The organism is Streptomyces sp. NPDC025784, assembly GCF_055558435.1.
This window is the reverse complement of record NZ_JBVHMN010000025.1, coordinates 92,886-113,699: the sequence shown is the minus strand read 5'-3', so window position 1 is coordinate 113,699 and position 20,814 is coordinate 92,886. Positions and strand designations below refer to the sequence as shown.

General features: G+C 69.9%; 19 protein-coding genes and 1 pseudogene. 10 read left to right on the top strand and 10 right to left on the bottom strand.

Features of this window, described 5'->3' with window-relative positions:
- Positions 1-20 precede the first annotated feature (20 nt).
- On the top strand, positions 21-533 hold the full coding sequence (locus tag ACZ4IF_RS39260) for a hypothetical protein (protein ID WP_359497302.1): 513 nt from the start codon (positions 21-23) through the stop codon (positions 531-533).
- Between the two features lie 68 nt (positions 534-601).
- Here ACZ4IF_RS39260 and ACZ4IF_RS39255 read toward each other — a convergent pair whose 3' ends face one another.
- Complete coding sequence (locus ACZ4IF_RS39255; RefSeq protein ID WP_467572294.1) at positions 602-1,870, bottom strand: M20 family metallopeptidase; 1,269 nt, start codon at positions 1,868-1,870, stop codon at positions 602-604.
- A gap of 322 nt (positions 1,871-2,192) precedes the next feature.
- Between ACZ4IF_RS39255 and ACZ4IF_RS39250 the strand changes: the two genes are divergently transcribed.
- Entirely contained in the window at positions 2,193-2,963 is a 771-nt protein-coding gene (locus ACZ4IF_RS39250) for an SDR family NAD(P)-dependent oxidoreductase (protein WP_467572291.1), read from the top strand.
- Between the two features lie 62 nt (positions 2,964-3,025).
- On the opposite strand, the gene ACZ4IF_RS39245 is transcribed toward ACZ4IF_RS39250, so the two are convergent.
- Complete coding sequence (locus ACZ4IF_RS39245) at positions 3,026-4,159, bottom strand: hypothetical protein (RefSeq protein WP_467572288.1); 1,134 nt, start codon at positions 4,157-4,159, stop codon at positions 3,026-3,028.
- 378 nt (positions 4,160-4,537) lie between these two features.
- Here ACZ4IF_RS39245 and secY point away from each other — a divergent pair, with 378 nt between their 5' ends.
- Entirely contained in the window at positions 4,538-5,848 is a 1,311-nt protein-coding gene (gene secY / locus ACZ4IF_RS39240; protein WP_359497311.1) for a preprotein translocase subunit SecY, read from the top strand.
- A 47-nt stretch (positions 5,849-5,895) separates the two neighbouring features.
- Here the strand turns inward: secY and ACZ4IF_RS39235 are convergent, their stop codons facing one another.
- Complete coding sequence (locus ACZ4IF_RS39235; RefSeq protein WP_467572285.1) at positions 5,896-6,486, bottom strand: TetR/AcrR family transcriptional regulator; 591 nt, start codon at positions 6,484-6,486, stop codon at positions 5,896-5,898.
- Positions 6,487-6,626: 140 nt separating this feature from the next.
- Between ACZ4IF_RS39235 and ACZ4IF_RS39230 the strand changes: the two genes are divergently transcribed.
- The 3 genes from ACZ4IF_RS39230 (at position 6,627) to ACZ4IF_RS39220 (ending at position 9,387) form a co-directional block, all read left to right on the top strand.
- Entirely contained in the window at positions 6,627-7,256 is a 630-nt protein-coding gene (locus ACZ4IF_RS39230) for a cysteine hydrolase family protein (protein ID WP_467572282.1), read from the top strand.
- Positions 7,253-8,833: an aldehyde dehydrogenase (NADP(+)) gene (locus tag ACZ4IF_RS39225; protein WP_467572279.1), complete on the top strand. Its 1,581-nt coding sequence runs from the start codon at positions 7,253-7,255 to the stop codon at positions 8,831-8,833. Before ACZ4IF_RS39230 ends, ACZ4IF_RS39225 begins: the two co-directional genes overlap by 4 nt.
- Positions 8,834-8,901: 68 nt before the next feature.
- Complete coding sequence (locus tag ACZ4IF_RS39220; protein WP_467572276.1) at positions 8,902-9,387, top strand: lipocalin-like domain-containing protein; 486 nt, start codon at positions 8,902-8,904, stop codon at positions 9,385-9,387.
- A 71-nt stretch (positions 9,388-9,458) separates the two neighbouring features.
- On the opposite strand, the gene ACZ4IF_RS39215 is transcribed toward ACZ4IF_RS39220, so the two are convergent.
- From ACZ4IF_RS39215 to ACZ4IF_RS39205, 3 genes are all read right to left on the bottom strand, one after another.
- On the bottom strand, positions 9,459-9,959 hold the full coding sequence (locus ACZ4IF_RS39215; protein WP_467572273.1) for a GNAT family N-acetyltransferase: 501 nt from the start codon (positions 9,957-9,959) through the stop codon (positions 9,459-9,461).
- Positions 9,960-10,113: 154 nt separating this feature from the next.
- The gene (locus ACZ4IF_RS39210) at positions 10,114-10,584 is read right to left on the bottom strand and encodes an excalibur calcium-binding domain-containing protein (RefSeq protein WP_467572269.1); all 471 of its coding nucleotides are present in this window, start codon (positions 10,582-10,584) and stop codon (positions 10,114-10,116) included.
- Between the two features lie 172 nt (positions 10,585-10,756).
- Complete coding sequence (locus ACZ4IF_RS39205) at positions 10,757-11,890, bottom strand: winged helix DNA-binding domain-containing protein (protein ID WP_467572266.1); 1,134 nt, start codon at positions 11,888-11,890, stop codon at positions 10,757-10,759.
- Between the two features lie 223 nt (positions 11,891-12,113).
- Here ACZ4IF_RS39205 and ACZ4IF_RS39200 point away from each other — a divergent pair, with 223 nt between their 5' ends.
- Positions 12,114-13,604: an esterase gene (locus tag ACZ4IF_RS39200; RefSeq protein ID WP_467572263.1), complete on the top strand. Its 1,491-nt coding sequence runs from the start codon at positions 12,114-12,116 to the stop codon at positions 13,602-13,604.
- Between the two features lie 894 nt (positions 13,605-14,498).
- Here the strand turns inward: ACZ4IF_RS39200 and ACZ4IF_RS39195 are convergent.
- On the bottom strand, positions 14,499-14,984 hold the full coding sequence (locus tag ACZ4IF_RS39195; RefSeq protein ID WP_467572260.1) for an RrF2 family transcriptional regulator: 486 nt from the start codon (positions 14,982-14,984) through the stop codon (positions 14,499-14,501).
- Between the two features lie 152 nt (positions 14,985-15,136).
- Here ACZ4IF_RS39195 and ACZ4IF_RS39190 point away from each other — a divergent pair, with 152 nt between their 5' ends.
- Together ACZ4IF_RS39190 and ACZ4IF_RS39185 are read left to right on the top strand one after the other, a co-directional pair.
- Positions 15,137-15,421 (top strand): hypothetical protein, encoded by a 285-nt coding sequence (locus ACZ4IF_RS39190; RefSeq protein WP_359498336.1) that lies wholly within the window; start codon positions 15,137-15,139, stop codon positions 15,419-15,421.
- A gap of 96 nt (positions 15,422-15,517) precedes the next feature.
- Positions 15,518-15,760 (top strand): annotated as a pseudogene (locus tag ACZ4IF_RS39185) (NF041680 family putative transposase); the annotation flags it as partial.
- Between the two features lie 164 nt (positions 15,761-15,924).
- On the opposite strand, the gene ACZ4IF_RS39180 reads toward ACZ4IF_RS39185, so the two are convergent.
- The 3 genes from ACZ4IF_RS39180 to ACZ4IF_RS39170 all read right to left on the bottom strand — a co-directional run bounded on the left by ACZ4IF_RS39180 (position 15,925) and on the right by ACZ4IF_RS39170 (position 19,009).
- A complete protein-coding gene (locus tag ACZ4IF_RS39180; RefSeq protein WP_467572256.1) occupies positions 15,925-16,932 on the bottom strand; it encodes a pyridoxamine 5'-phosphate oxidase family protein in 1,008 nt (335 codons plus the stop codon).
- Positions 16,929-17,633, bottom strand: coding sequence for a hemerythrin domain-containing protein (locus ACZ4IF_RS39175; protein ID WP_467572252.1), 705 nt, complete (start codon positions 17,631-17,633; stop codon positions 16,929-16,931). Before ACZ4IF_RS39175 ends, ACZ4IF_RS39180 begins: the two co-directional genes overlap by 4 nt.
- Positions 17,634-17,827: 194 nt before the next feature.
- Entirely contained in the window at positions 17,828-19,009 is a 1,182-nt protein-coding gene (locus ACZ4IF_RS39170) for a metal-dependent hydrolase family protein (RefSeq protein ID WP_467572249.1), read from the bottom strand.
- A 637-nt stretch (positions 19,010-19,646) separates the two neighbouring features.
- On the opposite strand from ACZ4IF_RS39170, the gene sigJ reads away from it, so the two are divergent.
- Positions 19,647-20,528, top strand: coding sequence for an RNA polymerase sigma factor SigJ (gene sigJ / locus ACZ4IF_RS39165; RefSeq protein WP_467572246.1), 882 nt, complete (start codon positions 19,647-19,649; stop codon positions 20,526-20,528).
- The last annotated feature ends 286 nt before the right edge of the window (positions 20,529-20,814 follow it).

Below are 20,814 nucleotides of genomic sequence, written 5' to 3'. Positions count from 1 at the left end.
CGGGGATAGATTGCACAGCCGTGATCTCTGACAGAGGACCCGCCGAGAACGCGACCGTCCTGCGATACGGACGGCGGCAGTTCATAGCGGGGATGCTGGCCACCGTGCCGGCGAGCGTTCTGTGCGTGTTCGGACTGGACCTGCTGTTCGTGCCCGGAGCCCCCATCGTCTTGGCGCTCCTGCTCGCGGCGTCGGGCGCCGCTGGTGTGTGGATGTTCCGGCGGGCCTGGCGGCAGCGGAAATGGGCCATCGCCTTCGACCGCACCGGGTTCTGGTGGCTGCGGGGCGACGCGACCGAAGTGCTCCCGTGGAGCGCGCTGGACGGGGTCGGCATCCGTAGACAGATGATGGCGTTCGGGGGCGCCTTCCGATCGCCTCCGGGCAGGTGGGGCAAGGCCTTCGTCCTTGAGGTGTGCCCTCGCGACGGGAACCCGGAGCTGATCGACATCAGCCTCTGCCACTACGCCTGTGAGCGGGCCCTGTGGCGCTGGGCGCCACAGGCGCTGCTGTTCGGGGAGGAGACACGGATGTAGGAGCCGTCCTGCGGCTCGGCCTCGGCGAACTCGTGTTGTTCGCCGCTCTGGTGAAGCGGGCGTCCTGCTCATGCGCCCCAGTGGACCCCGAGCCAGGCGAGGGCCGCGACGGTCAGGGCGCTGACACCGGTGTCCAGGGTCGGCTGGACGACCGGAGCGAAGCGGGGACTGTGGTTCACGGGGACGTCTTGCGCGATGGTGCCGTTTCGGGCTGCTTGGGCGTAGAGGGTGGGGTCGGTACCGCCGATGCCCCAGTACGTGAAGGGCACGCCGAATGCCTTGGGGATCTCGCTCATGTCCTCGCTGGCGGTCTGCAGATCGATGGTGTGCATGTCGTCGCCGAAGTGGGCCGCGAACGCCTCGGCGACGCGCCGGGTGGGCGCCTCGTCGTTGATCGTGGGCGGGAAGGTGACGGTCTTCTCGATCTCGGGTGCCTTCGGGGACCGGGACGCCTCGCACTCCGCTTTGACGATCCGTTCGATGGCCTGGAGAACCGTCGTGCGCGAGGCGTGATCATACGTACGGACGTTGAGCTGGATGACCGCGCTGTCGGGAATGATGTTGGGGTCCGTGCCGGCGTGGATGCTGCCCACGGTGACGACCGCGGGTGTGATGGCGGCCAGTTCCCTGGAGACGATGGTCTGCAGCCGCACGACGATCATCGCCGCCATCACGACGGGGTCCACCGCCGCCTGGGGCATGGACCCGTGTGCACCCCGGCCATGGACTGTGATGCGGAGGCTGTCCGCGGCTGACAGGAACGCTCCGGAGCGGATACCTACATATCCCGCCGGACAGGGCAGGACGTGTTGGGCGAGCACCACGTCGGGTCGGGGTGATCTGGACGTCAGGTCATCGTCGATCATGGCGTGCGCCCCGTCGCCGTTCTCCTCCGAGGGCTGGAAGAGCGCCACGAACGTGCCTCGCCAGGCCCCCTTGGCCTGGGCCATCAGCCGTGCGCAGCCGATGAGGCAGGTCACGTGCACATCGTGCCCGCAGGCGTGCATCACAGGGAGCTCGACGCCGCCGTCTCCGGTCACGGTGACCGCGGAGGCATAGGGCAGCCCGGTCTGCTCGCGCACAGCCAGAGCGTCCATGTCGGCACGGGCCATGACGACGGGGCCCTCGCCGTTGGCCAGCACCCCGAGTACGCCTGTCCCGCCGATGCCGTCGGTGACCTCATAACCGAAGTCCCGCAGGGCGTCGGTCGCCTTCCGCGCCGTGCGGTGCTCCCGCAGGCCGAGTTCGGGATGTCTGTGCAGGTCCTTGTACAAGTTCTCGAGGTCGGAGCGGGCGCCGTCCAGGCCGGCCAGCACGGTGCGGGCACGGTCGTTCATAAGGACTCCTTGCCTGAGTGGGATCCTCTCCCGGGGCCGGGGCCGGGGCCGCGTCGGCAAGGCCAGTTCGGAATTGCCCAGGCCTCGCGGTGCGCCAGGCACGCCCGTGGGGCGTGCGCCGCCCTGCCCTCGTACCGGCGGCTTCCAGTTGTCACATGCGGCAGGGCTGCTCTGTCAATGGTGCGTGAGCGGGCCGGCGCGGTCTTGACGAGTGCCGGGACCGGGGTGAAGTCCGGGCCGGCGCCGGCAAGGGGGGCAGCGGAGGCGGCCGTCTTTGCCTCACGGGCCGGCTCCGCTTTACCCGACGAACGGAAGGAAGAACATGTCCGACTCAACCTCCTCCCCCCTGCACTTCGCAGACCGTGTCGCCGTCGTCACCGGCGCGGGATCCGGAATCGGCCGGGCGACGGCGGTGGCCCTGGCAGAGGCGGGGGCGCACGTTCTGGGCGTGGGCCGCCGTAAGGACGCCCTGGAGCAGACCGCCGGGAAGCATCCCGGTGTCGAGATCCTTCCCCTCGACATCTGCGGGGACGGCGCCGCCGAAACCGTGGTCAGCACCGCCGTGGAGCGGTGGGGCCGACTGGACCTGCTGGTGAACAACGCCGGCGCCGCCGCCATCATGCCCCTGGCAGAGACCGACCGAGCGGTGATCGGCAATCTGTTCGAGCTGAACGTGACGGCGCCCAGCCTGCTCGCCCATGCGGCCCTGCCGTACCTGCGTGAGACCTCCGGTTCCATCGTGAACGTGTCCAGCACCTACGGCCACCGCCCTCTCGCGGGCGCGGCGCACTACGCCGCCACCAAGAGCGCCCTGGAACAGCTGACCCGAAGCTGGGCGCTCGAACTCGCCGGTGAAGGGGTCCGGGTGAACGCCATCGCCCCTGGGCCCACCGAGACCGACGTCCTGGCGGCAGCGGGACTGTCCGAGGGGGCCATCACGGAGCTGCGCGCCGCTGAGCGCGGGCAGATCCCCACCGGCCGCCTGGGCGACCCCGCGGACATCGCCACCTGGATCCTGCGCCTTGCTGATCCTCGGGCATCCCAGGTCACGGGGCAGGTGCTGACGATCGACGGTGGCCTGGAACTGACCTGACCGATTCCCCACCGGTACGGGTCGGCGAAGGAGTCAGTGCTCGGAACGCGCCCGTTGCGCAGCTAACCGCGCTGCTCGTAGCGCCGCCACTCGCGTCCGCCGTCAAGTGACGTCCAGAGCCCTTCGCCTCGCACCAGGTCGTACGTCGCCGTCGTGGCGTCCGCGATGCCGTAGAGCGTCGTGCCGTCGACGCTGAGCGAGGTGAATGTCGCCGGTGTCCTCAGCTCGTGGAAGGCCCGGTCGGTGCGGTCGTCGGCGAGCCAGTAGCGGCCGCCTTCTTCGCCGACGAGCAGCCGCCCGTCCGCGAGCACCTCCAGGATCAGCGACTCCGGGCCGTGCTTCAGCTCCCTCCAGGGAATGCCGCCGCCGAGGACCGTCCGCCAGTGCCCGCCGCCGTCCGTCGTCACCAACAGGCCGTGCACACCGTCGTCCTGCGTGAGGGACAGCCCGGCGGCGCCACCGCGTGCGGCGAGGACACCCCCTGCGTAAGGCTTCGGGACGGCTGTGGAACCGAGGGTGCGGCCGTCGCGCTGCCGTACGACACGGTCCGGGCCGCCGGTCGGTGGCTGGTCCAGACTCCAGGCCGTGCCCCGCTCGTCGACGGCGAGGCGGACGGCCTCGTCCGGCAGCCGGGCCGGGGGCGCCATGGCGCGCGTGGCGGGTCGGTAGACGAGAGCCGGTTCCCGCTCGGCGATCAGGATGTCGCCGGGGCGAGTGCGCAACGGAGTCTCGCTCATGGTGACCTTGTGCCGCTTGCCGCGTACATCGAGGGCGTACGCACCCTCGGTCCCCTCCTGCGGCACCCGAACGAAGCCCCCGGGCCCCCCCTTGAACGCGGCCGGCAGCGCCTCCGCGTCCCCGTGTTCCGCGTGCTCGGCGACCGTACGGCCGTCGGGGTCGACGATGCGCCAGGCGGTGGCGGCCGGTCCCTCGTCGTCCTCGACATTGCCGGCGTCGTACGTCAGGAGCAGCGAGCCGTCGTCGGCGCGGACCACGCCGGTGGGTGCGCCGGCCGCCTCGATGACGTCGGCGGGGCGCGGGTGAGGATCTTCGATGACGCGCTGGTACCTCGCCGCGCGGTCCCCGGAGGCACCGTCGTCGGAGCGGTCCTGGCCGCACGCGCTCAGCGTCAGCGCCGCACTCGCCGCGGCGACGAGCCCGACCGACCACTGTCCGCGTTTCCTCAGCCACGCCATGGCCACATCCTCACACAGGGCGGGGGAGCGCTGCGGAGAGGATCAGGCCCCACGCGCACACCGCCCAGGTTCCCGCCTCCCCCACACCGGCGGCCGTGCATCCGGGCGCCGTCGTGGGATTCGTCGAGCAGCGGCTCCGGGCGGGCGGCCGCGGGTCTTCTGCGCACCCCGGCGGCGCGGGACGGCTCGGCCGCGCCTCGTCCGGTTGCTGAGTTGATCGGGCCATTCAAAAATGGTGCTCGTCGCAGCGCTTCTGCGACCGCATGTCGCCCCAGGGGGTTCCGAACGAAACCCCCTGGTCCGCACGCCGTTTCCGCACGCCCTTCACTAGAGCGTTTCCGCGCCTCCGCCTATCTGCGAGGGGCGAAGGAGGAACCGTTGTCCAGCGCGTTGATCCAGGTGTTCAGAACACCCGACCTGCGGAAAAAGCTGGCCTTCACGCTGGGTGTCATCGTTCTGTACCGCATCGGCTCCCACGTTCCCGTGCCGGGGATCTCCTACAAGAACGTACAGAGCTGTGTGGACGCGGCAGCCTCGGGCAACGGCGGCCTGCTGGGTCTGGTGAACATGTTCAGCGGTGGGGCACTCCTGCAGATCACGGTCTTCGCCCTGGGGATCCTGCCCTACATCACCGCGAGCATCATCCTGCAGTTGCTGACGGCGGTCATTCCGAGGCTGGAGGCGCTGAAGAAGGAAGGCGCGGCCGGGCAGGGGAAGATCACGCAGTACACCCGCTATCTGACGGTCGCCCTCGCCGTCCTGCAGGGCACCGGTCTCGTCGCCACCGCCCGTAGCGGCGCGTTGTTCCCCGGCTGCCCGACGGCGGGGAGCATCGTGCCGGACACCTCCATCCTCACGACCGTGGTCATGGTCCTCACGATCACGGCGGGCACGGCCTGTGTGATGTGGATGGGCGAGCTGGTCTCCGAGCGGGGAGTCGGAAACGGCATGTCGCTGCTCATCTTCATCTCGATCGCCTCCACTCTCCCGGGTGCACTGTGGGCCGTGAAACAGCAGGGCGAGATCGCGGACGGTTGGCTCGGGTTCGGCGCGGTCGTCCTCGTGGGTCTCGCCATGGTCGGCCTGGTCGTCTTCGTGGAACAGGCCCAGCGGCGTGTGCCGGTCCAGTACGCGAAGCGGATGGTGGGCCGTAAGTCCTACGGCGGCACGGCGACCTACATCCCGCTGAAGGTGAACCAGGCCGGCGTGGTCCCCGTCATCTTCGCCTCGTCCATCCTGTACGTCCCCGCCCTGATCGCCCAGTTCTCGCACTCGACCTCGGGCTGGGCGACGTGGATCACACGCAACTTCGTCAAGGGAGACCATCCGTACTACGTGGCCGCGTACTTCCTGTTGATCGTGTTCTTCGCCTTCTTCTATGTGGCGATCACTTTCAATCCCGAGGAAGTGGCGGGAAACATCAAGCAGGCCGGCGGGTTCATTCCGGGCATCAGGGCCGGCCGGCCGACGGCCGAGTACCTCAGCTATGTGCTCAATCGGCTGACCTGGCCCGGGTCGCTGTATCTGGGACTCATCGCGCTCGTGCCGACCGTGGCGTTCGCCAGTTTCGGCGGCGCCAATCAGCTCACCGGCACGAGCCTGCTGATCATCGTGAGCGTCGGCCTGGAGACGGTCAAGCAGATCAACAGCCAGGTCGAGCAGCACAGGTACGAGGGCTTCCTTCGCTGACGGCCGACCGCCCGCGCGGCCCGACCGTGCGTTTCCGCGGGTGCGCGTCAGGCGCGGCCGGACGAGGTCTGTGACCCCTGCTGCTTCAGCCGCTCCGCGACCGTCTCCAGCAGTTCGTCGGAGAAGTCCTCGTCGGCCACCGCCCGGGACATGAGTACGGCACCGACCAGGGCGCTGAGGGTGAGCATCGCCTCGGCCCGGGCGTCCTCGGCGTCGTCGTCCAAGCCGGCGATGAGGTCCAGGTATGTGCCCACCTGCTGCTCGTAGGCCTCCTTGAAGTGCTGGTCGCCGCGGCCCGCGGAGGCGCCGAGGGAGACGAGCGCACAGCCGGTGGCGGGCCCGTCCCGGTGCTGCTTCGCGAGGTAGGCGTCGATGAGGCCCGCTCGCGCGTCCTGGTCGTTCTTGCGTGCGGCGCGCTCCATCTTCGCGGTGCCCTCGGTCAGGGCGACGGCGGCCGCCTGGGCGATGAGATCGTCCCGGGAGTCGAAGTGCTTGTAGAAGCCGCCGTGCGTCAGCCCGGCCTCGTTCATGAGGTCCGCGACGCCGGGACGGGTGACGCCTTCGGTGCGGATCCTGCGTGACGCGAGGCGCAGGACCCGTGCACGTGTCGCCGCCTTCTCCGCCTGCGAGTGGCCCATGTCCGTCCTGCCTTCCGTGGGGCGGCGGGGTCGGATCGCCGCGCATCTGGATGACGAAAATCATACACCTTTGACTTTCTGGATGACAGTCGTAATCTTCTTTCTGGATGACAAGGAACATCCAGATTGGAGCGGGAACCGTGTCTCAGACCTATGACCCCGACCGCACGGCCGTACTGCTGATCGACCCCTTCAACGACTTCCTGTCCGACGGCGGCAAGATCTGGCCGCGCCTGGAACCCGTCGCCGAGGAGGTCGGACTGCTCGCACACCTGCGCTCCGTCGTCGCCTCCGCCCGCGAGACCGGCATACGTGTGATGTTCGTGCCGCACCGCCGCTGGGAGCCGGGTGACTACGAGACGTGGGATCACCCCAACCCCACCCAACTCGCGATCATGGAGCGCCACAGCTTCGCCCGCGGGACCTGGGGCGGGGAGTTCCACCCCGACTTCCAGCCACGGCCGGGCGACGTCGTCGTCCAGGAGCACTGGGCGCAGAGCGGCTTCGCCAACACCGACCTCGACTTCCAGCTGAAGCAGCACGGGATCACCCATGTGGTGATCGTCGGCCTGCTGGCGAACACCTGCATCGAGTCCACCGGCCGCTTCGCCATGGAACTCGGCTACCACGTGACCCTGGTGCGCGACGCCACCGCGGCGTTCCTCCCCGCGATGATGCACGCCGCGCACGAGCTCAACGGCCCCACCTACGCCCACGCCATCTCCACCACGGACGAACTCACCACCGCATTCGAGGGAGCGCGCGCATGACCCTGACCGGAGACCTGCTGATCGGAGCGACACAGGTGCCCGCCACCACGGGGACCATGAAGGCGCTCAACCCCGCCACCGGCGAACTCGTCGAACCCGAGTTCGCCTTCGGGGGTCCGGCCGAGGTCGACCGCGCGGTCCGCCTGGCCGACGAGGCCTTCGACGGCTACAGCCACACCGGGCCGGCCGAGCGGGCCGCGTTCCTCGACCTGATCGCCGACAAGCTCGAAGCGGCCAAGGGCGATCTCGCCGCACGCCTCGCCCTGGAGACCGGCCTGCCCGCCGCGCAGTTCGAGGGCGAGGCCGTACGGACGGCCGGCGTCTTCCGCAAGTTCGCCACCGTCGTCCGCCAGGGCCGTTTCCTCCACGCGACCATCGACCCCGCACAACCGGACCGGCAGCCCGCACCGCGCCAGGACCACAGGCTGCAGAAGGTGGCACTCGGGCCCGTGGTGGTCTTCGGCGCGAGCAACTTCCCGATCTCCTACTCGGTCGCCGGCGGCGACACCGCCTCCGCCCTCGCCGCCGGATGCCCCGTCGTCGTCAAGGCGCACAACGCGCACCCCGGCGCCTCGGAGATCGAGGGCCGCGTCATCCAGCAGGCCGTCGCCGAGGCGGGACTGCACGAGGGTGTCTTCTCCCTCGTCCGCGGCGCCGGCAACGAGATCGGTGAGGCGCTGGTGGACCACCCGCTGGTCCGTGCCGTCACCTTCACCGGCTCCGAGGCCGGCGGCATGGCCCTCTACCGGCGCGCCCAGCAGCGCCCCGACCCCATCCCCGTGTTCACCGAGATGACCAGTGTCAATCCGACCTTCGTCCTGCCCGCCGCTCTGGCGGCCCGCGCCGCCGAGATCGGCGGTGGCCTGGCACAGCGCGCCATGTACAACGTCGGACAGGCCTGTCTGAAGCCGGCCGTCCTCCTCGCCGTCGACGGCCCCGGCTTCGAGGAGCTGCGGGACGCGGCGCGCGCCGAGGTGGAGAAGGCCGCCGCACGCACCATGCTGACGCCCGGCATCCACGACGCCTACGTCCGCAACGTGCAGCGCATGGACGAACACGGCGCCACCCGGATCGCCGCGGGCGCCCCGGCCCCGGACGACACGTGGGACGGCCAGTCCCTTCTCTACGAGGTCACCGGGGAACAGCTGCTGGCCGCGCCCGCCCTGCGAGAGGAGGTCTTCGGCCCGGCCGTCCTGCTCGTCAAGCTGGCCGATACGGATCAACTCCTCGACGTGGCCCGTGTGTTCCGCGGACAGCTGTCGGCCACGCTGCACGCCGAGGCCGCGGACCGTGCCGCCGTCGAGCAACTCCTGCCGATCCTGGAGCGCCGCACCGGCCGGATCGTGTTCAACGCCTTCTCGATGCCGCAGGAGGTCTCCTACGCCTCCACCCACGGGGGCCCGTTCCCGGCCACCTCCGACAGCCGTTTCACCTCGGTGGGCATGGGCGCCATCGAGAGGTTCGTCCGTCCGGTCACCTACCAGAACTTCCCCGACGACCTGCTCCCGGAGCCACTGCGCGCGGCCAACCCGCAACGGCTGTGGCGAGTTGTCGACGGCGAGCTCACCCGGAACTGACCCGTCGTCACGGACCTCGCTCTCCGAGCGAGGTCCGGCCACTCACGTGAAACGAAAGGAGCCCCGTCATGACCGTCGAGGACCAGGCCGGCGAGGAGAACGAACGCGAGGCACGGGAAGAGGTGCGCAGGAAACTGCTCGGCGCATGGCAACTCGTGTCCTACACCGCCACGAGCGCCGACGGCGACGTCGTACAGCCCCTGGGGCCCACCCCGTACGGGCTGATCCTCTACACACCCGAGGGATACATGTCCGCCCAACTGGGCCGCGGCGACCGTCCGCCCCTGGAGTCGGCACGTCTCGAGGACGCGGCGACCGACGAACTGGCCCGGGCAGCGATCGGGTACGTCGCCTACGGCGGACCGTTCGAAGTCACCGGCTCCGACACGGTGGTGCACCACGTCACCACCAGCCTCTTCCCGAACTGGATCGGACGGACGCAGGCGCGCACGGTGAGATTCGACGGACCACTCCTCCGGCTGGGCCTCGCCACTCCCACCCGGCTGTGGGGCGCGGAGCGCACGGCCGAACTCACCTGGAGCAGGCCGGCCTGACGCCGGGTGCCCGCCCCCATCGGGTCGACCGGCCACCGCCGCCGCACCGCCTGTCGGCCGTGGTTCGGCGTTCAGGTCAGTTGCTTGTGCATGACGATGCACGGCCGGCCGTGCTGTCTGTCGACGCGGCGGTCGATCTCCTGCCAGCCCAGCGAGCTCCAGAATCCGAGCGCGGACGGGTTGTTCTCCAAAACGGCGAGACGGATTCCGTCCCGTCCCTCCTTCCGGAATCGATCCTCGACCAGGCCGGTCAGCAGCCGGCCGATGCCCTTGCGACGAGAGCCGCCGTGCACCATCAGCATCCCGATCCAGGGCCGGCCGTCCGTGGGGTGACGGTCGAGGAGGCAGAGGAGTCCGACCGGTTGCCCCTGCTCGTCGCGGGCGAGCAATACCTCGGCACCCTCGACAGCGGCTTCCTCACGCAGGTCGGCTTCGACTCGGTCGGCCCGGATGTCTTCCGGTTCGTACTCGCCGGAGGCACGACAGTAGTCGGGATTGCTCGCGTAGAGCTCGACGACCTCCGAGATCTCCTTCGCGGTGAAATGAAGGGGTGAGAGGGAAAGCGCAGGCATGCGGGCAAGGGTAGACAGCCCTGCCGTTCGATCCGCGTACCGGACGCCCGTCGTCCTGCTGACGGCGGGCGCCGCCGGGCTCACCCGGCCGGGGCGAGAAGCCGTCCCGGCTGCGCCCGGGCCACCTCCGCCTTGAAGTCGCCGACGGGCGGGGTCAGCTGTCGCAGCCGATGCCGTCGCCGTCCCGGTCGAGGTGCGGGGCGTAGCCGGGTTCGCCGCGGTGGATGGGCGCGGCTCCGGCGGCACGGGCTTCAGTGCAGTTGGCGTAGTACACGCTGCTGTCGTCGCTGCTCCCGCCGCCACCGCCGCCGGTCGTCGCGCCATCGGCCTGGGCCTGCGCGGTGACGGTGACCTTGACCTTCACCTTGCGGGTCTCCGTGACCGTGGGCGCTGGCTCAGGGGCGGCGGTCTCGGTGGCGGTCGCCGTGACGGTGACGGTGGGCCGGGGTCTGGCCGAGGCGGGCTTGGCGTCGTCCTTCTCGGGGTCGCCGGTTCCGGCGGCGATGCCGACGAAGAAGGCGAGGGCGAGGGCCGGAAATACGTAGCGCTTCCGGGCCCAGCGTGGGGCGACCCTGCCGGCAGGTGGCGCGTCGGGCGGTCGTGGTGTGGTGTACGGGTTGGTCATGGTCCCCCCAGGTGGTTCGAGTGGGATGACGGTAGTGCGCCGGGTCTCCCGGTGCGGGGGGAATGGGTGGATCGGTCACCGGGCCGTGACCGACTGCCGGGCCGGTCGTGTGCCGATTGTGCTCGGGGCCTGTGGACCGCGTGCGTCGAACTCCGTGCCCCAGAACCGTTGTTCACAGCAGCCGCGTCTCGGCCTCGGGGAGTTTCGACCACCAGTGGTGGTAGCGGCTGTAGACCGTTGTTTCGCGTTCGCCGAGGAATTTCGTCAGGGACCCGGCCTCCGCGGCGAGCCCGTCCCAGTCGGCGGGGGACAGGGGGTGGAAGGCGGTGGCCTCGATGCCGCCTTCCAACGGGCGCCACACACCCGCGACTTGGCCGTCCACGAGCAGCGTGGGCAGTACGTCGCCGTTCCGGCGGATCACCAAGGGGCGGTACTCAGGAGGTATCACCCGGCCGCGGTCGGCATAGGCCAGCAGAACGCTGTCCCACATCGCCATGAGCCGGGGCGGGGCGGGGGTCTCGGCGGGAGGCCTGGAGGCACCCGGGAGGTCGAACAGCGGGCCTCCGTCCGGGCCCTGAAGCTGCTCGACGGACTCGTCCAGGGCGCGCAGTGCCTCGCGGACGGCCGCCCGCTGGACCATGGCGAACTGCGCGACGTCCACCACCGATGCGGGCCCGAACCCCGCCAGGTAGCGCAGGATCAGAGCCTCCAGCGCATGCGGCGGCATCGCCCGTCCGGTGAGGGCGGACCCCGTTCCCGCCGCGACGAAGGACGGCCGGTGACCGAACGACCACAGCGCATCCGTCGGGGCATGATGCAGCGGCGCGTACGCCTTCAGCCCCCACCACGCCCCCTCCTTCTTCTCGGCGCCGAGCCGCCTCTCGACCCACGCCTGCATCTCGGCCGAGGTGCGCGGCCGGTCGGCAAAGGACAGCAGCTCCGGCACCAACTCGTCGGCGTCCGCCGGGGTCAGCCCCGAGGCGGCGAAGCGGAAGCCGAGCCGGGAGGCGTACAGGGTGGGCTGCATCGCGGCACGGAAGGCCGGGTAGTCCTCGGCGTGCACGGCGTGCAGGGTGATCCGCATCAGGGTCGCTTTGACCGCCGAACGCCCGGTGAAGGCGGCATCGAGGTCGGCGGCGGCGAATCCGGTGAGCCGGTTCCACAGTGCGAGGTAGGGCGAGGCCGGGTGCTGCGCCTGGAGCGCGACCACCCGCCGTAGACCGTCGGCGACGGTCAACGACTCACGTCCGAGCAGCAGTTGGCGACTGAGGGTGGCTCGGTTGAGTTCGCGCGCGCTGATCGTCACAGGGGAGGATTCTGCCCCACATCGCGACCCCGGCCCCCATGCTCCAGGAGACCGCTGCGCGCAACGGCCGTGCGTCACCGGGCAGACGTCGACCGGGAGCTGCTGCGTCGCTCGACGCAGGACTCGAACCGCGCTGGACCTGCGGGGCATTACAACTGTTGCCGGCTTTCGCAGGTCCAACCCGTCGCAGGCAACACATGAGCGACCTCAGGGACAACACACCATGACGCAGAGGCACTCCGCGGTCGTCGCCGCCGCTTCCTTCCTGATACTGACCGGCACGGCCATCAGCGCGGCCCCCGGTGCAGTTGCGGGAACACCCGGCGGCACGCACGCCGTCGACCGCAACAGCGACTTCGACGGCGACGGCTACGACGACGTCCTGATCGGGGCGCCCACCGGCACCGACGGCACCCACAAGAACGCCGGCTACGTCACCGTCCAGTACGGGTCCGCGCGCGGCGCGGGGACCGCCACCGGCACACGCAAGGCGCGTACCGCCGTCTTCGGCCAGAACACCCCCGGTGTCCCCGGCACCGCGGAGGCCGGCGACGGCTTCGGCACCGCCGTGGCGACCGGCGACCTCGACGCCGACGGCTACGACGACGCGATCGTGGCCGCGCCGGGCGAGGACGTCGGCACGGTGAAGGACGCGGGCCGGGTGACCGTCCTGTTCGGGTCCCGGAACGGACTGGGCGCGACCCGCAGTGTCACCTTCGGGGCAGCCGTACCCGAGACGGGTGTCGCGTTCGGGCTGGCCGTCGCGGCGGCACGGCTCACCGGAGCCACGCCCGGCGACGTGCTCGCCATAGCCGACCGGCAGGGCGCGACGCTGTTCACCCATGGAGCCGGAGCCTTCAAGGCGACGGGCCGCCTCGACACCACCGGTGTCCCGGGAGGCGACAAGATCCAGCCGGCGTCGCTGACCACAGGCGACTACGACGACGACGGCTACGCCGAACTGGTCGTGTCCGGCCGCAGCCTGGAGGAGGACGGGACGGGACGCGCGGCCGTGTACGCCGGCGGGGCCACGGGCTTGACCTACACACGTGACCTGCCCGGTGGTCCGGCCACCGCCTCCGGGGACATCGACAACGACGGGTACGACGATCTCGTGTTCGGCAGGCCCGACCGCCTCGAGGACGTGTACGAGCCGCTCACCGGCGGAACCGTCCTCGTGTACCTGGGAAACCCCAGGGGGTTCGAGGACGTCGATGAACTCGGCACCCCGGCACAGGTATGGGCCCAGTACACCGCCGGTGTGCCGGGCACCGCCGAACTCGGCGACGGATTCGGCGCCGACGTGTCCCTGGCCGACGTCGACGGCGACGGCTACGCCGACCTGGCCGTCGGTACACCCGGCGAGGACATCGGCACCGTGCGGGACGCGGGCGCCGTGGTGGTGCTCCGAGGCACGGCCCGCGGACTGACCGCCACCGGTGCGGCATCCTTCCACCAGAATTCCGCGGGCGTGCCCGGCACGGTGGAGAAGGGCGACCGCTTCGGCGGGCAGGTCAGGTTCGTGGACACGAACGGCGACGGCCGCTGCGAACTGCTGGCCGCGGCGCCCGGCGAGAACACCGCCGACGGGGTCGCCTGGCTCCTCCCCGCATCGGCCGGCGGCATCGTGACGCACGGATCGTGGTCCTACGGCGGCGCTTCCCTGGCCGCGCCGGGCACCGACGCGCGCTTCGGCACGGCGATCGACGAGTGAGCTGAACAGCCGTCAGCCTTGAACTGACCCGGTGCACCGCTACGAGATTCGCGCGCCTTCACCTGGTACTGCTCCACCTCGCCTGCAGCATCATGTGTTTCAGACGATTTCGCACCTCATTCGGAAACGGGCAGTCAGTCGAGGAGTTCGGCTGATGTCTTGACCACGCCGGCGAGGGTGCTCCGGCCCCCGGGATGTTCGATGTGGTCGACGTGGCAGCCGTCGTTCTCGAGTGCGGCCACGATGCAGACGCGGACGGTGATCAGCGAGCGCCGAGCCGGGCCGGAGCGCGACGCGCAGGGCGCTGGGGAAGGGTGCGGTCGTCGGTGTCGCGCTCCTCGAATGCGAAGCGGCGCGGCAGAGCAAGCCGACCCCACGAGCCCTACGTCAGATCCTGGCTCCGCGTCCCCATCGCATGCAGGGCCGGTGCACGGGCCCGATGAAGGGTCGACGTGTCCGCCGCTCCAGCACGTTCCGGAACGCGCGAGATTCCCGGCCCCGCCGAGATGACCCGCGATCAGACCCTCATCGCCGCGGATGGCCCGCGGACCAGCAGGCAGCTTCCGGATGTTGCCGGTGTCGCATGGATCCCGCCGCTCGGCACCCCGTTTCTGTGGTCAAACGGCCGCCGCCCACATTTCCACGCCTTGACCTGCAGAAATCTCACAGCACCGAGCTGTCACACCTCTGCCGGCCGCCTCGTCGCCCCGCCGGAAGTCCGGGACGCCGTCGGCGGGGGTTCCCGACGCCGGCCGGCGAGTCGAGCGCAGCTTCGTTGAAGATCTCCGCGGGGCAAGGGGTGTAGCCCTGGCGGCCGATGAACCGCAGGCCGCCGCCCTCTGACGTGAACAGGCCCGGGGGCGAGACGCGCGGTCACGCGGCGCGGAAGTGGGCTCAGTCGTGCCCCATGCCTCGCTTCACATACGACGCCAAGGCCGGCGTGTGTGCCGCAGCCGTCGCCTGCACATCGGCGAGACACTGCTCGGCCAGCGCCCTCCGCCAGGCCGTCTCGGCCTGCGCCATGGCGTTGTTCACCGCGCACGGCCGGCTGAAGCCGCTTTCCGGTACCTGCTCCCCGATGCTGCCGCACCGGCGGATCTCGGCACAGCGGAACAAGGGCTCGTCTCCCTCGATGGCGAGCACCACGTCCAGCATGGACACCGCCTCGAGTGGCACGGCCAGCCGAAAGCCGCCTCGTGCGCCCGGCACCGACTCGAGCAGTCCGGCCTTGACCAGGTGTTGCAACTGCTTGTTCAGATAGGACGCCGACAAGTCGTGACCAGCGGCCAACTGTGCGGTCGAAACCGGCTCCCCGCCGCCCAGCCACGCCAGGTTGAGCAGCGTGTGCACGGCCCACTCGACACCCTTGCTCGTCCGCATATCCGGATAGTAGACACCCACTTAGCTTGTTCTTTGTCTTCCGGCATCGTCCTGTGGAACTGGACCTTGATCATTACCGCCGACGTCTGACGGGCGAGCGTGACGTTGCCTCACCGAAGTGTTGGGGTGGGCAGTCGCGTGACCATTGATCTGTGACGATCCATAGCGCACTGACCTGGCAAGATGCTCACATGGAAACTGGGTTCCCTTGGGGGTCAACACCAACCGTCGATCTCCGCCTGTGGCGTTCTGACGCCATCGTGCTGTTCGATTGGCTGATGAGCACCGACCTGAACGCCGTACCGATCACGCACCCGGCTCAGAAGCAGGCTCTCGCGGACCTGCTGGCGCGTTTGGAGGAGGTGGACGTCATCGAGTCCACCGGCGAAGAGATCGCCGCAGCACAGGCCGAAGTGGCCAAGGACATGGGTTGGTAGGGCGCCAGCAGCAATCAAGCTGGGATGGAATTCGCGCGAGGTTCGTTGTCGCAGGCCCCCTCGAAGGGCGTCCCGAACTGGGTCGCTCACATGGGGATCCGCCGGCCCTCGGAGAAGCCCACCACCTCTGACCGGCTCACCCCCGCCCGGGTCCGCCGGGGGTTCAGGAACATCCGCGCTCACCTCGCCTGCCCGACCCGTGTTCCCGAACCCCGAGGAGCAGGCCCCGGACGCCCACCCGGCGCCAAGAACAAGCACCGGGCACCCCGCTACGACGTCGGCGAAACCGTCAAACGCCCCGAGACCCTCAAAGCCATCGGCAAGCCCGGCAGGCCCTGGTGGATGAAGAACAAGCTCAGTGCGGGTCGAAGCCCGACGGCCTTCGACCGGGCACGCCGTCGCACCTTCAGCAGACGGACTCCGAGGCGGGCGATGCTGTCGACGTCGGTCCTGGCCCGGGGCCCCCGGCAAGTGTTCACGCGCCGGGAGCCGTATCGAGCGTGTCACCCGTACGGAGCGTCGGGCGGCTCGGAGCGGAAACCCCCGGCGGCTGCGGCGAGTTGCTGCAGGCGTTCGGCGGTGCCGTCGCGACGGGCGCGCCACAGCCCGTGCTTGGCCAGCAGGCCGTTCGAAACTGTCAGAAGGGCCTTGTACGGTGGCGCGGCCAGGCCCTTGGACGTGTGGGGGGCGTAACGGGCACCTTCATCGGTGACCGTCAGCCAGCCGGTGAGGGTTCGCATGCCGAGTCCGATGCACTGCGGCCGGAAGGCGTGGGCGAGGAAACCGGCCCTACGCCCGCCCGACGGCAGCAGTCCCGGCGGCACATCGAGGCGCAGCCCTGTGTCGTCGTGCCCGGTGACCGCTACCGGGACGATGACAGGAAGCCCGTCCGCGCCCTGGTAGGCCAGAACCCGGTGCGGCAGTTTGCCGATTCGGCGGGCGACCGCGGAGACGTCGACGCGCGGCTCCGTACCGTTCTTCGGCGGCTTCTGCCCGGCCGGCATCGCCGGCCGATCGGCGCCGGTGACGGTCACTGTGCCGCGGGCCGTCAGGTCGGGCCACACAGCGACACGCTGGAGGTCGACGTCGACGAAGACGCGCTCTTGGTGATACTCGCGCAGCAGCCAGTCCCAGATCGGCCCGCGCTTGGTCTCCCCGAAGAACGGCTCTGAGGCCCGCCGCAGTGCCGCGAGGCGCTGCGGTGACGGTTGCAGGTCGACCGACGCGGTGCCCTGCGCGAGTACGTACGAGTCGGTCGTGGCGAAGCCGTGCTCCCGAGTGTGATAGGCGAGTGATACATGCGGGTTCCGCAGGATGCGCTCCAGCTTCTTCGGGAAGCCGAGCGAGGTGGTGAAGCTGAGGCGGCCTGCCTCCCGATCTCCGAGGCCTACCGGAGAGACGCTGGTGACCACTGCGCCCCCTGCCGGGGTGACGTATGCGGCCGCCACGGTGAGGTCGCCCCTGATGGCGGGATCCGCCGCGTCCGGCCATCTGACGGGGGCCGGGGTCACGAACCGGTCCCGCGCAGGATCCGCAGGTCTTCTGCTGCCTGGTGGCGCATCGCGGGGAGGAGCGGACGGACCGGCTCCGGCAGGGCCGCGAGGATGAGCTCGACCTCCGCGGGCGTACCCACCTCGTGGAGGAATCCGACCATGAGATGCCCGGCCACTGGCGGCGTGGTGGCGATCACCCGCCGCGAGAATTCCGACCATTCCGCCGGACTGATGTGGTCGCGCAGCGCGGGGAAGAGCATCGGCTCTTCATGGGCCAGGTGGGCGTGCACCGTGTCGCGTACCGCGACGGCTGCTCGGTGGAGCGCATCCCGGACTCCGTCACCCGTGCCGCCTTCACCCTGACCGGCTCCGGAACCGGCAGTTTCGACGGAACTGTCGTCGGTCCCGTCATCGCTCGTCGCGACGGAGGCAAGCCGGTCGAGCGCCTCGTCCAGTCGCTCGTGTTCCCCGCTCAGCTCATCCAGCGCGAGCGCGGTGGCCGGCGCCGCCGCGACGATCCGCGGCCACAGGTCCTCGTCCTCGCTCTCGTGGTGATGGCGCAGGTTCACAACGAGGAAGTCGCGCAGCTGCTCCAGCGCGCTCAGCGGCACCGAAGGGCGAACCGCCGCCTCTGCCAGCAGGGTGGTGGCGACTCGGTGGACGTCGTGAGCAAGTCGCGTCTCGAGGACCGCGATGGGCTCATCAGGAAGCTCTGTCATGCTGAATACCTGTTCCTCATCTGAGTGTTGGTGGCGGAAAGGTGCGCGGACACGGCGGCGCGTTCGACCGGGTCGTCATGGCCGTCGAAAGTCCACGGGCCGGAGACGAAGTCCGAACCGACCGCGGGGTCGGGTTGCGGATCACAAAGGGGCCGGTTCATGTGGACCCGGGCGCGGGTGACACCGGCGCCGACTCACCGCACGCGGACACCGGCGCGGAAGACTGCCTGTACGTCAAGAATGGCGGCAGGGTCGTCCGCGGGGTTGCCGGTGACGACCAGAATGTCGGCGTCGGCACCGGCGGTGATCCGGCCCTTGCGGCCCTCCACACGACACAGGCGGGCCGCGGAACTGGTCATGGAAATGAGCGCGTCCAGTGGTGCGACGCCCAGCCGGGCCAGGTCGGCCACGCCGTGCGGGAGAACGTTGTGAGGCTTCGCGGGCATGATACCGGCGTCCGTGCCGATGACGACGTTGGCGCCGTGCTTGTGCAGGCTGCTGTAGAGATCCAACAGAGCATTGACGAACGCGGCCGCGGCCTCGGGCATCTGGTGGGTCACGCCGGGGTCCTGACCCAGCGTCAGGCTGACGAAGGTTCCCTTCCTCACGATGGTGTCGATGAGGTCGAGGTCGGGAGCGATGCCGTCAGCGGAGAGGAAGGAGACGTGCTCCAAGCTGTCGACGCCCGCTTCGACGGCGTCCGTGATGGCCTGAACGCCGTGAGCGTGGGCAGCCACCGGCAGTCCGAGGCGGTGTGCTTCGTCCACGACGGCACGCAGGTCGTCCAAGCCGTACTGTGACGCGTGCGGCGCCACCGAATCGGGTGTCATGTGCCCGCCGCTGGCCATGATCTTGATGACGGCACAGCCGCGGGCGTGATGCTCGCGGACGGCCCCACGAAGCGCTTCGGCGCCCTCGACCTCACCGCCGAAGAAGTGGCAGTGGCCGCCCGGCGTGGTCAGCGGAGGTCCGGCGGCCAGAATTTCCGGGCCCAGCTCCGGGCGCCCTGCCATCTCTTCCGAGAGGGTCAGTGAGAGGTATCGGCGGTCACCGAGGTCGCGCACGGTGGTGACGCCGGCCAGCAGAGCGGACCGGGCCGCGGCCCGCATGTGTGCCAGCAGCTCGCTGTCGGAGGTGGAGCCCAAGGACGTCACGGGGTCCGGGCCGGCGTCGAAGGCAAGGTGGACGTGGGTGTCGATGAGGCCGGGCAGCAGGCAGGCCGAGCGGCCGAGGTCGATGACCTCGCTGCCGTCGGCGGGCAGCGCCCCGGTGCGGTCCACGCGCACAATGCGGTCCCCCGAGACATACACAGTGGCGGGGCCCGACAGACTGAATCCGTCGAACATCGAACCGGCGTGTATGGCATAGGAATTCATCGGTATGTCTCCCATCGGAAAGCGTGCGTCACGCGGGTCTCCGGCCAGTACCGGGCGGTGGAGATCCGCGGCTGCACAGGTCTGGCCGACCCGCCGACATGCGCCTTTGCTCCGTGAGGATCCAGGGCATGGACACCCACGTCGAAGGTCAGGTCGCGGCCCGTCAGCGGCGGTCGACTCGCGTCAGGTAGACGAGGTGGCCCACCCGGGTGTGACAGTCCCGACCTGCGGCCTTTCGCCGGTGGCGGTCCCGTCGTGGATCGTGATGCCGTAGGGCGGGCCGAGGCGAGACCACTGAGGTCGCTGTTGGTCACCGGGAGCCGGGTCGTGGACGGCAGGCATCGCCCCAGCGAGTATGAGCATATGCACCTAATGTGGTAAGGTGTGAGCTCCGAACTTGGAGACTTTCTCCGCGCCCGACAGGTGGTCCTCTCGTCCGCGAACGTCGGGATCACTGTCCGCGATCAGCCGCGCCGGGTGTCGCACCCGTGGTGCGAAGAGGTCGCGCGATGTTCCGGGACGGGCGTGAACTGCGTGATCTTTTGCCGGCGAAATTCTGGATAAAAAAAATCGTGATTTGCACTCCCGGTGCAGGGCGCTCACCCGAACATCGGCGAGAGCGAAGGAGGCTGCGTCGATGGACGTGATGCGTACGCCCAGTCCGCCTGACTTGCTCGAGAACGAGTGGGAATCCCTCCGGCCCGCCGTCTTCGGAGCGGCGTACCGCCTGCTCGGCAGCGTGGCCGATGCCGAGGACGTGGCCCAGGACGTGTGGTTGCGGGCAGCCGCAGCGGACCTGCGCGACGTCCGTGACCTCCGGGCCTGGCTTCTCACGGTGGCCGCGCGACGGTCGTACGACATCCTCAAGTCGGCCCGCGTCCGCAGAGAAACATATGTCGGGCCGTGGTTGCCGGCGCCGTTGCTGACGGGGCCGGACGCTTCGGAACCGGTGCTGGTCGACGAATCCGTCGGGTCGGCGATGCTGCTGGTGATGGAGGAACTCAAGCCGGCGGAGCGCGTGGCCTTCATCCTCCACGACGTTTTCGGTCTCGAGTTCAGCCAGATCGCCGACGTGCTGGGCGCCTCCGCAGCGGCTGCCCGTCAACTCGCCTCACGAGCACGGCGGAAGGTGGCCACGGCGAAGCGGTCCACATCACGTGATTCCTGGGCGGAGCGCGAGCGTCTGGTCACCACGTTCCGCGATGCGTACGAAGCGGGGGACATGGCCGGGCTGGTACGTCTCCTGCACCCAGATGCCGTCTTTGTCAGTGACGGTGGCGGCAAGCTCCCCGCGGCGCGCAAGGCCATCCACGGCGGCGCGCGCATCGCCATGGTGATGGTACGCGTGGGGCGTCGGTGGTGCCCGGACAGCATCGAGGTCATCGAGGTCGGAGGCGAGCCGGCGCTCCTGCTGCGTCGGGACGGGCGGGTCGTCTCCGTGGACACGGTGGAGATCAAGGACGGCCTGATCGCCGCCTATCGCAGGGTCCTCAACCCGGACAAGCTCGCACACGTGTGACCCCTCGGGCCGGGCGAGGCGCCGGAGGGCCACTGCGCGGCAGCCTCGGCGCCGATCCTCACCGGCGCCACGGCCTGGGGGCGCCGCCGGTCGGCGCCTGGGGCGGTTCCTGCGGGACGCCACGGGCGCCGGGCGCCGAGTGGTGCTCGTCATCACCTGTTCAAAGGGTGATGTCAACATGAGGGGGGGGCGGGCCCCCGCGGGGCGGGCCCCCCCCCCGGTGGTTGGGCGCGGGGCGGGGCCCCGCGGGGGCGGGGTTTTTTTTTTTTTTTGAGCAAACAAAACA

Coding starts and splice junctions, on each gene's coding strand:
- ACZ4IF_RS39250 (WP_467572291.1), top strand. CDS start 2,193: ATGTCCGACTCAACCTCCTCCCCCCTGCACTTCGCAGACCGTGTCGCC.
- ACZ4IF_RS39225 (WP_467572279.1), top strand. CDS start 7,253: ATGACCCTGACCGGAGACCTGCTGATCGGAGCGACACAGGTGCCCGCC.
- ACZ4IF_RS39170 (WP_467572249.1), bottom strand. CDS start 19,009: ATGAATTCCTATGCCATACACGCCGGTTCGATGTTCGACGGATTCAGT.
- ACZ4IF_RS39195 (WP_467572260.1), bottom strand. CDS start 14,984: ATGCGGACGAGCAAGGGTGTCGAGTGGGCCGTGCACACGCTGCTCAAC.
- ACZ4IF_RS39175 (WP_467572252.1), bottom strand. CDS start 17,633: ATGACAGAGCTTCCTGATGAGCCCATCGCGGTCCTCGAGACGCGACTT.
- ACZ4IF_RS39255 (WP_467572294.1), bottom strand. CDS start 1,870: ATGAACGACCGTGCCCGCACCGTGCTGGCCGGCCTGGACGGCGCCCGC.
- ACZ4IF_RS39210 (WP_467572269.1), bottom strand. CDS start 10,584: ATGACCAACCCGTACACCACACCACGACCGCCCGACGCGCCACCTGCC.
- ACZ4IF_RS39215 (WP_467572273.1), bottom strand. CDS start 9,959: ATGCCTGCGCTTTCCCTCTCACCCCTTCATTTCACCGCGAAGGAGATC.
- ACZ4IF_RS39200 (WP_467572263.1), top strand. CDS start 12,114: ATGACGCAGAGGCACTCCGCGGTCGTCGCCGCCGCTTCCTTCCTGATA.
- ACZ4IF_RS39220 (WP_467572276.1), top strand. CDS start 8,902: ATGACCGTCGAGGACCAGGCCGGCGAGGAGAACGAACGCGAGGCACGG.
- ACZ4IF_RS39235 (WP_467572285.1), bottom strand. CDS start 6,486: ATGGGCCACTCGCAGGCGGAGAAGGCGGCGACACGTGCACGGGTCCTG.
- ACZ4IF_RS39245 (WP_467572288.1), bottom strand. CDS start 4,159: ATGGCGTGGCTGAGGAAACGCGGACAGTGGTCGGTCGGGCTCGTCGCC.
- sigJ (WP_467572246.1), top strand. CDS start 19,647: ATGGACGTGATGCGTACGCCCAGTCCGCCTGACTTGCTCGAGAACGAG.